Here is an 11,757-nt window from a genome sequence, read left to right on the forward strand (position 1 = left end):
CAGAATTTGCTGATGTTACCATATTCACCCTATTCAATAGAACAAATAGTTGATAATTTTTGTTGGTTATTATGGTCTGTTGTAGCATAGTTTGGTTCATGCTCTTGTTGACGACAAAAGCATGTGTAGTTTGCTCTCTAATTGGTTAAAATCACTGAATTACATTACAAATAAAATTATAAGAAGAGTGCCCTACTCGTCTGGGTTCAATAACAAATGTCCAATTCATCCCCTCGTAACATCCTGATAACCAGCGCCCTCCCCTATGCCAATGGAAGTATCCATATTGGACATATGGTCGAGTATATTCAGACCGATATCTGGACACGTTTTCAGAAAATGCAGGGGAACAATTGTTACTACGTCTGTGCTGATGATGCCCACGGCACCCCAATAATGTTGCGCGCCCAGAATGAGGGAGTTACGCCGGAGGAGCTGATCGCCAATGTTGCCAAAGAGCACAAGGCAGATTTTGATGACTTCCTGATCGATTTTGATAACTTCCACTCTACCCACTCTGATGAGAATCGCGAGCTTTCCACCGAGATATATCAGAAATTACGGGACAATGGTTACATAACAACACGCACCATTGAACAGGCGTACGATCCGGAACGGGAGATGTTTCTGCCGGACCGCTTTATCAAGGGTACATGTCCAAAATGTGGTGCTGACGACCAGTATGGTGACAACTGTGAGGTATGTGGTGCCACCTACTCAACCTCTGAATTAAAAAATGCAGTCTCGGCAGTATCCGGAGCAACCCCGGTCAACAGAGAGTCAGAACACTACTTTTTCAAGCTTACAGAGTTTGAGGAGATGCTGAAGAGGTGGACTCATGGAGGACACCTCCAGGAAGAGGTCTCCCGCAAACTTGATGAGTGGTTTGAAGCGGGACTCCAGGAGTGGGATATCTCAAGAGATGCCCCCTACTTTGGTTTCCGCATCCCTGATACTGAAGACAAATATTTCTACGTATGGCTAGATGCTCCCATCGGCTACATGGCCAGCTTCAAAAACCTGTGCGAACGTGAAGATATAGACTTTGATGCATTCTGGTCTGATGACAGCAACGCCGAGCTCTATCACTTTATTGGCAAGGACATAATCTATTTCCATGCCCTGTTCTGGCCCGCCATGCTACATGGTGCAGGGTTTCGCACCCCAACAGCAATCAATGCACATGGCTTTCTTACCGTAAATGGACAGAAGATGTCCAAATCCAGGGGAACCTTTATCAAGGCAAGGACATGGCTCGACCACCTGAACCCTGAGGCACTCCGTTACTATTTTGCTGCCAAACTTGGGCGTGGCATTGAGGATCTGGATCTCAATCTGGATGACTTTCGTGCCAGGGTCAATTCGGATCTGGTTGGCAAGGTGGTAAATATTGCCAGCCGCTGTGCCGGCTTCATAACCAAAAAATTTGATGGCAAACTCTCTGACAGCTGTAGCGAGATGGATCTGTACCAGGAGTTTGTCACCCAGGGCGACTCTATCGCCAAACATTATGAAGATCGTGATTTCGGACGCGCCATTCGCGAAATCATGGCCCTGGCAGACCAGGCAAACCGTTATATTGACGAGAAGAAACCATGGGTACTGGCAAAACAGGAAGGCAAGCAGCAGGAGGTACAGGATGCCTGCAGTGTAGGTCTTAACCTGTTCCGCGCCTTGATGACATATCTCAAGCCTGTGCTCCCTGTGATGGCAGAAAATGTCGAGAGCTTTCTAAATGCTGGTCAACTAAGTTGGGATGCACTACAGCAGCCTCTTGAGGGCACCGCTATTAATAAATTCAGACCGCTGATGCAGCGCGTAGAGGAGAAGGATACATTGGCCATGGTTGAGGAGTCGAAAGAGTCATTGCAGACAGGCGCAAAACAACCTGAAACAAAACAGAAACCTTCTGCTGATACAGTTGAGCCCATTTCACCAGAGATCCAGTTTGATGATTTTGCCAAAATTGATCTGCGTGTTGCCAGAATCGAAAAAGCGGCTCCAGTTGAGGGGGCAGATCGCCTGCTGCAACTTACTCTTGATCTGGGTAGTGAGAAGAAAAATGTCTTTGCCGGCATCAAATCCGCCTACACCCCAGAATCACTCGAGGGAAAGCTAACAGTCATGGTTGCCAACCTCGCGCCAAGAAAGATGCGCTTTGGCATGTCCGAAGGGATGGTACTGGCCGCTGGACCAGGAGGTGATGATCTCTTTATCCTCCATCCAGATGATGGCGCAACACCAGGTATGAGAATAAAGTAATAGCCAGCATACCGAGAAAATAGATTTGACTGAAATAGCCTTAATCCTTGTCAGCACAATTCTGGTCAACAACTTTGTCCTGGTAAAGTTTCTTGGCCTCTGCCCTTTTATGGGGGTCTCCAAAAAACTGGAAACGGCTATTGGCATGGGGCTTGCCACCACCTTTGTGCTGACCCTCTCTGCCGCATTAAGTTATCTGGTTAATGAATATCTGCTTATTCCTCTCGGACTTGAGTATCTGAGAACCATCGCATTTATCCTGGTGATTGCTGCTATCGTCAACTTCACCGAGATGTTTGTGCATAAAACCAGCCCTATGCTCTACCAGGTGCTGGGAATTTTTCTACCACTCATAACCACAAACTGTGCCGTATTGGGTGTTGCTCTACTCAATACCCGGGAGCAACACAGCTTTATTGAGTCTGCTGCTTTTGGTTTTGGTGCCGCCATTGGCTTTTCTCTGGTACTGGTTGCATTTGCTGCAATCCGTGAAAGGATATCTGGGGCCGATGTGCCAGAACCATTTCGTGGCGCATCCATCGCCCTTATAACTGCTGGTCTTCTCTCTATTGCGTTTATGGGCTTTACCGGATTGGTTCATGTCTAACCCGCATCTCTCACCAGATAGCGAGATGAGACGCTGATGCTAAGTGCTATTCTGGCAATCACTGTACTGGCATCTGCATTTGGTGCCCTGCTGGGCTTTGCCTCTATCCGTTACCGGATTGAGGGAGATCCAATTGTTGAAAAAATTGATCAGCTACTTCCCCAGACTCAGTGTGGACAATGCGGTTATCCAGGGTGCAAACCATACGCAGAGGCTATCGCCAAAAATGGGGCAGAGATCAATCTCTGTCCACCTGGCGGAGAGAGTGTAATGGTTGCACTGGCTGATCTGTTGGACCGTGAACCAGTTGCCCTGGAACAGGAAGAGCGGCTACCCAGTATTGCTCTGATTGATGAAAATACATGTATCGGCTGCACCCTATGCATACAGGCCTGTCCTGTTGATGCCATCCTCGGTGCCGCCAAAAATATGCACACTGTAATCACCTCTGAGTGCACAGGGTGTGAGCTTTGTCTCCCCCCTTGCCCAGTAGACTGCATTACCATGGAGCCAATCCCTGAAGAGATCAATGACTGGATCTGGCCAGCGCCATCGAGAGAGGCCGCATGATCACTCCTCTGTACAAATATCATGGCGGCATCCACCCTGCAGAAGAGAAATCGCTAACACGTAGTGAACCGGTACTACCTGTACCAGATCCGGCAGAAGTGGTCATCTCTCTCAACCAGGGGATTGGTGCTGTAAATAGACCTCTGGTCGCAGTAGGAGATCACATAAAAAAAGGGCAACGCATCAGTGAATGCTTTCATCCACTAAGTGCCCCTGTACATGCCCCATGCAAAGGCATAGTGACAGCCATCGAGATGCGTCCATTCACCCACCCTTCAGGCATGGACAATCTGGCAATAGTAATAAAGAGCGAACCTGACAACGACACAGATTCTGTTGCCGCTGAGCCGATAGATCTGCAACAGATACTTAATGATCTACCCGCAGAAGATATTGTTACGCGCATCCGGATGGCTGGAGTTATTGGGCTTGGCGGGGCTGGATTTCCAACCTCCACAAAAATACGTACCGGTACTCAAGCCAGGATCAAGACATTAATCATCAACGGCATGGAGTGCGAGCCGTATATCACCTGTGATGATCGCCTTATGCAGGAGAGTGCCGATGAGATTATTCGTGGCATTGAGGTGATTGACCATCTATTAAAACCAGAAGAGATTATGGTTGGTATAGAAGACAACAAACCGGAAGCGATAATGGAGATGCAAAAGGCAGCTGCCACATCATCATCCTCTATAGACATCGTAACCATACCTACACTCTACCCTTCCGGTGGCGAAAAGCAGCTAATTAAAATTCTGACTGGCCAGGAGGTTCCAAGTAGTGGATACGCCCATGATATCTCCGTTCTCAGCCAGAATGTTGCAACAGCACAGGCAATTTACCATGCCATTCTGGAGAAACCACTCACCCATCGCCTGGTAACTGTGACCGGTGACGGCGTCACCAGGCCGGGAAATTACAGGGTCGCCATTGGTACCCCCATCAAAACCCTGCTTGATAACTGCTTGATTAGCGATGAGCCAGTGGAGATAACAGTTGGTGGGCCAATGATGGGGTTTAAACTCCAGTCTCCAGAGAGTTCAATAATCAAGACTGTAAACTGCCTGATTGTACAAAAAATCTCTTCGTTGCCCCCCCGTCCAGAAATACGCAACTGTATTCGCTGTGGTGCCTGCAGTGATTCCTGCCCAGCCTCTCTCCTCCCTCAACAACTATATTGGGCCTCACAGTCACGTGATTTTGAGAAGACGGGAGAGCTACACATTTTTGACTGCATCGAATGTGGATGCTGCGACTACGTATGCCCAAGTAATATTCCCCTGGTCGACTACTACCGCCATGCCAAAGGGGTACTGCGAAGCCAACAGAGAGAGAAGGCAAAATCCGAGGAGGCTCGCAAACGACACGAATTCCGTGATGACCGTCTACTCAGGGAAAAAGAGGAGAAGGCTAAAAAACTGGCTAAAAAACGGGCTGCACTAAAAGCAAAGAAGAGCAGAGGAAGTGAGCAAGAGAGTGATGACAACAGTAAAAAAGAGGCTATCCGTGCCGCTATAGAGAGGACGAAAGCCAAGAAGTTGGCGAACAGCAACTCGGAAAACAGTCAGCCGACAGATAAAAAGGATGGTGCAGACAATGGCCAGAGTTAACAACACCACATCACGCGAGATGGGGACAGTGATTTTTGCCCTTATTCCGGGAATATTTGCCCTCTACTGGATATTTGGCCCGGGAGTTCTGATTCACTCAGCAATTACTGTTATAACTGCCATCATCGCCGAATCACTGATCCTGCTGACAAGAGGACGCTCGCCAATGAGTGGGGTCAGTGATCTTAGCGCCATCCTCACGGCACTGTTGCTTGCCGCTGCCCTACCCCCTCTTCTCCCTTGGTGGATGGCCGTGCTCGGAACCCTGTTCGCAATCATCCTTGCCAAACAGCTATATGGTGGACTTGGACAAAACCCATTCAATCCTGCAATGGTTGGTTATGTGATTTTGCTTATATCCTTCCCTGTAGAGATGACTAGCTGGCTTCCTCCTGCGGGGCTCGATGGGGCAACAATAAGTATGGGTTCATCCCTGAACATGATTTTTGGTATAGGTGAATCACTCCATCTGGATGCTATCAGTGCGGCAACCCCTCTTGATTCAATGAAGACAAATCTTGATCTGGGATTAACTATTCGTGAAAGCCTGGCACAAATCCCCACTGGCACTCTGGCCGGTGCAGGGTGGGAGTGGAGTAATCTTGCATTTCTATTTGGTGGATTGATTCTGTTGGCCACCAGAACCATCTCATGGCATATTCCAGTAAGCATGCTACTGGCACTACACCTGACCGCATTCACCTTCAACACCATTGACCCGGACAACTTCACAACCCCCATGTATCACCTGTTAAGTGGTGGCACCATGCTGGGAGTATTCTTTATTGCAACCGATCCGGTAACTGCAGCCACCTCACCAAAAGGGAGAATCTGGTTTGGCGCAGGCATTGGGGTACTGATTTATATCATCCGCACCTGGGGAGGTTATCCAGATGCCATCGCCTTCAGTGTGCTATTAATGAACATGTTCGCCCCGATGATTGACCACTTTACAGAACCAACAATCTACGGTGAAGAGAAAAATCCGGAGGATGATGGGTAAATATGGATAGCAAGAGCAAGGAGATTCTAAAGGTTGCCCTGCGTGGAGCTGGAGTTCTTGCGATCTTTGCATTTCTGGGCACAGCTCTGGTTGCTATAACCTATGAAGAGACCAAAGAACAGATTGCAGAAAACGAGCGCCTTGCTGTACTCAGGTTGCTTACTCAACTGGTTCCAGAGTCCAGATATGACAACAACCTGCTGGAAGATAAGATAACAGTTCCAGCTGACGAACTACTGGGGACCTCACAATCCACTCCGGCATACCTGGCCAAAAGCAGCGGGGTTATCCACACAGTACTTCTAACCCCAACCAGCGATGAAGGATATAACGGAAAGATCAATCTGCTGGTTGCAATCAATAGTGATGGATCTCTTGCCGGAGTACGGGTAGTTGGACACTCAGAGACCCCGGGGCTGGGAGACCTGATTGACATCAAGAAATCTGACTGGATCCTCTCCTTCAATGGATATTCACTTAAAAACCTCACAAAAAAACAGTGGAATGTCAAAAAGGATGGCGGTATTTTTGACCAGTTTACCGGCGCAACCATAACCCCTCGCGCAATCGTCAAGGCCGTACACAGAAGTCTACGATATTTCAGGGAACATAAATCAGTACTATTGGATAGAGGCGTAGATGATCATGCAAACTGAGGGAAGTTACAGAAAAATCATCAGTGATGGCCTCTGGGGGAACAATGCGGGACTGGTTCAACTTCTTGGGCTCTGCCCTCTTCTGGCAGTCACAACAACAACTATCAATGGTCTGGGGTTGGGGCTGGCAACCACGCTCACCCTGATCATCTCCAATCTGATGGTCTCATCCATTCGCAACATCATAACCAAAGAGATTCGCATCCCCGTATTTGTACTAATCATCGCCTGCACCGTAACCGGTATTGAGCTTGCCATGAACGCATGGTTTCATGAGCTGTTTCTGGTGCTGGGAATCTTCATTCCATTGATTGTCACTAACTGTGCAATTATTGGTCGTGCAGAGTCATTCGCTGCCCGCAACTCCCTGCTGCCATCGCTTGTTGATGCCATCAGCATGGGAGTTGGATTCACCCTTATTCTTATGTTGCTTGGTGGTATGCGTGAGGTTTTCGGCTTTGGCACCCTCTTTATCCAATCCGATCTAATGTTCGGTCAGGGAGCAGAGTGGATGACCATAACTCTGGTAGAGAATTACCGCGGCTTCCTGCTTGCCATTCTCCCCCCGGGTGCATTTATAGGTCTGGGATTAATCATTGCGGCCAAAAACAGAATCGATCAACGTGTCATAAAAGCTCGAGGGGAGAGAGAAACCGCCACTATTCCCCAAACCGTCTGACATCCTGTGAACAGAGATATAAGAGAGAAGATTTTCCATCGTCTCTCCGTAGCCATTCCCAACCCCACCACTGAACTAAACTACAGCTCCACATTTGAGCTACTGGTCTCTGTTATGCTCTCTGCCCAGGCTACAGATGTGAGTGTCAACAAGGCAACGGCAAAACTCTTTATGGTTGCCAACACCCCAGAGGCAATAATCAATCTTGGAGAGTCTGGGCTCAAACGCTACATCAGGACTATTGGACTATTCAACAGCAAGGCCAAACATCTTCTGCAGACCGCCAAAATAGTTCATAACCGGTACAACGATGAGGTACCAGACCAACGTGACGCGCTGGAGTCTCTACCAGGTGTGGGTCGCAAGACGGCAAATGTAATCCTCAATACCGCCTTTGGGCACCCTGTCATAGCAGTTGATACCCACATCTTTCGAGTATCAAACCGTACTAAAATCGCTAAAGGGAAAAATGTTCTGGAGGTAGAGAAAGGGCTAATAAAGTTTGTTCCTGCACAGTACAAGAAGGATGCTCACCATCTCCTTATACTACACGGAAGATATACTTGTGTTGCCCGTACCCCAAAATGTTCGGAGTGCTGTATTCTTGACCTTTGCGAATACAGAGAGAAGACCATCAAACCCCCATCCCATTAAGCTTTTTCAGAGATTCCTTAACATGATCTTTACCCAAAACCGTGAAGAGATCCGACGTTTTTACCTGCAGGCATGGCAGAAGAGACTACAAAAGCTGCCTCTGGAGCCTCTGGAGGTACAGCTTGTAGATATCATCCAGGCACACCCGGAATACCATAAACTGCTGGAGAGTGGAGATGATGGGGTTGAGAAAGAGTGGACCCCGGAGATGGGAGAGAGTAATCCGTTTCTCCATATGGGTATGCATATGGCAATTCGTGAGCAACTCTCGACTGACCGCCCCCCAGGCATCCGTCAAGCCACAAAAAAACTACTCAAACAGATTGGAGATGGTCACGAGACCGAACACCAGATGATGGAGTGTCTTGGCGAGACCCTGTGGCGTGGACAGCGAGATGGCAACCCCCCTGATGAGCAGTCATACCTGCGCTGTGTTGAAAAACTACACCACTGAATCAGGCTGTTCTGCACCCTCTTTCTGAGGAGGCATAAGATCCTCCTTACTGATTCCAAGCGCCAGAATGGTGTTACTGGCCACATAGATGGACGAGTATGTTCCAACCAGTACACCTACAATAAGTGCCAGAGCAAAACCGTGAATTACCTCTCCGCCGAGAAAAAACAGAGCCAGTAGCACAATCAAGGTTGTAACAGATGTCATCAAGGTACGTGACAGGGTCTGGTTAAGAGATTGATTAATGATATCGGTAGATGTCCCCTTGCGCATTTTTCTGAAGTTCTCACGTATACGGTCAAAAACCACAATAGTATCGTTTAGTGAGTAACCGATAACCGCCAGAATAGCTGCAAGAACAGAGAGATCAAACTCAATCTGCAACAGAGAGAAAACACCAAGTGTCAATAATACATCATGAATCAACGCCACCACCGATCCAATCGAAAAGCGGTACTCAAAACGGAGTGCCACATAGATCAGGATTGCAAACAGAGAGAAAAGCACTGCAAGACCACCATCCTCAGTAAGCTCCTCACCCACCTGTGGCCCCACAAACTCGACTCGACGCATCTCCACATCACCAGTACTCTTCAATGTAGCCAATACCTGACTACTGAGATCGGCAGAATTAACTCCCTCTTTTGGTGCCAGGCGGATCAATACATCCTGCGATGTACCAAAATGCTGGACAATTGCGCCACCAAAACCTGAGTCATCAAGTGCTGCACGAATATGGCTGAGCTCGGCAGGCTGTGAATACCCAACCTCAATAAGTGTTCCACCAGTAAAATCAATGCCTGGGTTAAGCTTCAGGGTGAAAAGCGAAACCGATGAAATCATGACCAGAACCAGGGAGAAGATTGTCGCAATCTTGCGCTTCCCCATAAAGTCCAGATTAAGTCCCTCTTTTAGAATCTGCATATTGTTACTCCGATCAAATCGACAGCTGTTTGACCTTACGACCACCGTAGATCAGGTTAATGACTGCACGTGTCCCCATAATTGCAGTAAACATTGAGGTGACAATACCGATAGAGAGGGTCACCGCAAACCCCTTGATAGGGCCAGTACCGAATGCAAAGAGGACAATTGCTGCAATCAGGGTTGTTACGTTGGCATCCATAATGGTAGAGAAGGCCTTGTCATAGCCGGCATGAATACTTGCCTGTGGGGAATTCCCGGAACGCAGCTCTTCACGAATACGTTCGAAGATGAGTACATTTGCATCCACCGCCATACCAACTGTCAACACAATACCGGCAATACCCGGCAGTGTAAGTGTTGCCTGAATTAGCGATAGCACCGCCACAATAAATACAAGATTAAATGATAGCGCAAGGTTGGCAACCAATCCGAATACCCTGTAGTAGATCGCCATAAATATCAGAACCAGGACAAAACCAATCATTACCGAGAGGAAACCCTTGTCGATATTATCCTGCCCAAGACTTGGGCCAACAGTACGCTCTTCAACAATCTCCATGGGTACAGCCAGAGCACCCGCACGCAACAGTAGCGCAAGATCCCGCGCCTCTTCGGTACTATCCAGCCCGGTCACCTGGAAACGCTTGCCAAGTTGATCACGAATAACCGCCACATTGATCACCTCCTGCTTCTTCTTGCGAATCCGTATCCGTTCACCATCTACCAGCTGTGTCTCCATTTTGGTTTCGATGAAGACAACCGCCATGCGCTTGCCAATATTGTCTCGCGTACCATTGGACATGCGTCTGGCGCCCTTGCCATCCAGGGTAATAAATACTGCTGCACTTCCTGACTGCTGCTCAATGCCTGAGGATGCATCAATTACAGAGTCACCAGTCAACAGTACGCGACGCTTCAATAGAACCGGGGTTCCATCACGCTCCTTGTACAACAGTGCACCGGCTGGCGCTCGACCCTGTTCAGCAGCCTCATAGGGGTCATGCCCCTCCGCCACCAGACGGAACTCCAGGGTTGCGGTTGCTCCAAGAATCTCTTTTGCTCGCGCTGTATCCTGCACCCCAGGCAGTTGTACAACAATACGATTTTTTCCCTGTTGCTGAATTACCGGCTCTGCTACACCAAGTTCATTAACTCTGTTTCTCAGGGTTGTAATATTCTGTTGTAGCGCAAACTTGCGAGTCTCCTCAATCTCCTGCTTGCCTATAGTTAAAACCAGCACCTGCAAACCGTCATTATCACGCTCCTCACGCAACAGACGCGGATACTCCTGTTTGATACGTTTGCCAGCAACCTCACGGGCACCGCTATTGGCAAAGCGCAGAATAACGCCGCCTTCACTGCCACGACCAATACTCTTGTAGCGAATCTTCTCCTTGCGCAAGATGACACGCAAATCACTTACATAACGCTGCTCAGCCTTGGTGATAGCCTCATCCATATCCACCTCCATCAGGAAGTGAACACCACCTCGCAGATCCAAGCCAAGATACATTGGCTCTCCCCCAAGGCCTCGCAACCACTCTGGCGTAGTCTGGGCAAGATTCAGAGCTGTAACATACTGGTCACCAAGCTCCTGACGAATCCAGTCCATCCCCTTAAGCTGATCCTCTGTACGGTTGAATCTGGCCAGCAGCTTTCCCCCCTCATGCTCTACTGATTTAAACGGAATGTCTCGCTGCTCCAATATGGACTTCACTCTGGATTGAGTGGCTGGAGTCATCTCTCCCCTTTCTGCAAGTGAGATTTGAACTGCAGGATCCTCTCCATAAAGGTTGGGAAGTGCATAAATTGCTGCAATCAGAACCACAAGGGCGATCAGCAGACTTTTCCAGAGTGGGTATTGGTTGATCATTGGTTTTGGCTACTATTTATTGGACTTCAAGGTTCCCTTCGGCATCAACTGTGAAATCTGAGGTTTCTGGATAGTAAGAGTTACTCCATCGGCCACCTCAAGATCAACGAAGTTCTCTCCAACCCTGCGAATCTTGCCGAGTATCCCCCCTGTTGTTACTGCCTCATCCCCCTTGGAGAGCTCGTTCACCATATTGCGGTGCTCTTTAGCCTTCTTCTGCTGAGGACGAATCAGCAGAAAATAGAAGATCACAAAAAGAATCACCATAGGCAGAATCCCGGTCCATGCCGGCGCCTGCTCTGCAGCCGCACCAGCGGCCACAGCATCAGAAATCAAAAAACTCATAATAAACACTCCTTTGTTACAGCTCCGTTTAAACAGCAGAGAATAGTACCCTACTCACCCCCCTATTTCGAGCGCTCTCCCGAGCGTCCCTGATAAAAATCTCTCACAAAATCA

At 48.4% G+C, this 11,757-nt stretch carries 12 protein-coding genes; 9 read left to right on the forward strand and 3 right to left on the reverse strand.

Features of this window, described 5'->3' with window-relative positions; all coding sequences use genetic code 11:
• The first annotated feature begins 216 nt into the window (after positions 1–216).
• Genes metG through AC3ZFK_RS04360 form a run of 9 tightly spaced genes read left to right on the forward strand, consistent with a single transcriptional unit; the run spans position 217 to position 8,498 of the window.
• Positions 217–2,262: a methionine--tRNA ligase gene (gene metG / locus AC3ZFK_RS04320; RefSeq protein WP_487506661.1), complete on the forward strand. Its 2,046-nt coding sequence runs from the start codon at positions 217–219 to the stop codon at positions 2,260–2,262.
• A gap of 25 nt (positions 2,263–2,287) precedes the next feature.
• Entirely contained in the window at positions 2,288–2,869 is a 582-nt protein-coding gene (gene rsxA, locus AC3ZFK_RS04325; protein WP_487506662.1) for an electron transport complex subunit RsxA, read from the forward strand.
• A 36-nt stretch (positions 2,870–2,905) separates the two neighbouring features.
• Positions 2,906–3,439, forward strand: a complete 534-nt coding sequence (gene rsxB, locus AC3ZFK_RS04330; RefSeq protein WP_487506663.1) for an electron transport complex subunit RsxB — start codon at positions 2,906–2,908, stop codon at positions 3,437–3,439.
• Positions 3,436–5,052, forward strand: coding sequence for an electron transport complex subunit RsxC (gene rsxC, locus AC3ZFK_RS04335; protein ID WP_487506664.1), 1,617 nt, complete (start codon positions 3,436–3,438; stop codon positions 5,050–5,052). The genes rsxB and rsxC overlap by 4 nt, the downstream gene beginning before the upstream one ends.
• On the forward strand, positions 5,039–6,055 hold the full coding sequence (gene rsxD, locus AC3ZFK_RS04340; protein WP_487506665.1) for an electron transport complex subunit RsxD: 1,017 nt from the start codon (positions 5,039–5,041) through the stop codon (positions 6,053–6,055). The genes rsxC and rsxD overlap by 14 nt, the downstream gene beginning before the upstream one ends.
• A 2-nt stretch (positions 6,056–6,057) precedes the next feature.
• On the forward strand, positions 6,058–6,711 hold the full coding sequence (gene rsxG / locus AC3ZFK_RS04345) for an electron transport complex subunit RsxG (RefSeq protein ID WP_487506666.1): 654 nt from the start codon (positions 6,058–6,060) through the stop codon (positions 6,709–6,711).
• Positions 6,701–7,390, forward strand: coding sequence for an electron transport complex subunit E (locus AC3ZFK_RS04350; protein WP_487506683.1), 690 nt, complete (start codon positions 6,701–6,703; stop codon positions 7,388–7,390). The genes rsxG and AC3ZFK_RS04350 overlap by 11 nt, the downstream gene beginning before the upstream one ends.
• A gap of 6 nt (positions 7,391–7,396) precedes the next feature.
• On the forward strand, positions 7,397–8,044 hold the full coding sequence (gene nth / locus AC3ZFK_RS04355) for an endonuclease III (protein WP_487506667.1): 648 nt from the start codon (positions 7,397–7,399) through the stop codon (positions 8,042–8,044).
• Between the two features lie 22 nt (positions 8,045–8,066).
• A complete protein-coding gene (locus AC3ZFK_RS04360; protein WP_487506668.1) occupies positions 8,067–8,498 on the forward strand; it encodes a DUF1841 family protein in 432 nt (143 codons plus the stop codon).
• Here AC3ZFK_RS04360 and secF read toward each other — a convergent pair.
• From secF to yajC, 3 genes are read right to left on the reverse strand one after another with little or no spacing between them, the layout of a single operon-like run.
• Positions 8,487–9,422, reverse strand: a complete 936-nt coding sequence (secF, locus tag AC3ZFK_RS04365; RefSeq protein WP_487506669.1) for a protein translocase subunit SecF — start codon at positions 9,420–9,422, stop codon at positions 8,487–8,489. The two genes, AC3ZFK_RS04360 and secF, sit on opposite strands and share 12 nt — an antisense overlap.
• 13 nt (positions 9,423–9,435) lie before the next feature.
• Complete coding sequence (secD, locus tag AC3ZFK_RS04370) at positions 9,436–11,298, reverse strand: protein translocase subunit SecD (RefSeq protein ID WP_487506670.1); 1,863 nt, start codon at positions 11,296–11,298, stop codon at positions 9,436–9,438.
• Between the two features lie 12 nt (positions 11,299–11,310).
• The gene (yajC, locus tag AC3ZFK_RS04375; RefSeq protein ID WP_487506671.1) at positions 11,311–11,643 is read right to left on the reverse strand and encodes a preprotein translocase subunit YajC; all 333 of its coding nucleotides are present in this window, start codon (positions 11,641–11,643) and stop codon (positions 11,311–11,313) included.
• Between the last annotated feature and the right edge of the window lie 114 nt (positions 11,644–11,757).

Source organism: Candidatus Thiopontia autotrophica (assembly GCF_982804495.1).

Coding starts and splice junctions, on each gene's coding strand:
- secD (WP_487506670.1), bottom strand. CDS start 11,298: ATGATCAACCAATACCCACTCTGGAAAAGTCTGCTGATCGCCCTTGTG.
- rsxD (WP_487506665.1), top strand. CDS start 5,039: ATGGCCAGAGTTAACAACACCACATCACGCGAGATGGGGACAGTGATT.
- yajC (WP_487506671.1), bottom strand. CDS start 11,643: ATGAGTTTTTTGATTTCTGATGCTGTGGCCGCTGGTGCGGCTGCAGAG.
- rsxG (WP_487506666.1), top strand. CDS start 6,058: ATGGATAGCAAGAGCAAGGAGATTCTAAAGGTTGCCCTGCGTGGAGCT.
- AC3ZFK_RS04360 (WP_487506668.1), top strand. CDS start 8,067: ATGATCTTTACCCAAAACCGTGAAGAGATCCGACGTTTTTACCTGCAG.
- rsxB (WP_487506663.1), top strand. CDS start 2,906: ATGCTAAGTGCTATTCTGGCAATCACTGTACTGGCATCTGCATTTGGT.
- rsxC (WP_487506664.1), top strand. CDS start 3,436: ATGATCACTCCTCTGTACAAATATCATGGCGGCATCCACCCTGCAGAA.
- AC3ZFK_RS04350 (WP_487506683.1), top strand. CDS start 6,701: ATGCAAACTGAGGGAAGTTACAGAAAAATCATCAGTGATGGCCTCTGG.
- secF (WP_487506669.1), bottom strand. CDS start 9,422: ATGCAGATTCTAAAAGAGGGACTTAATCTGGACTTTATGGGGAAGCGC.
- metG (WP_487506661.1), top strand. CDS start 217: ATGTCCAATTCATCCCCTCGTAACATCCTGATAACCAGCGCCCTCCCC.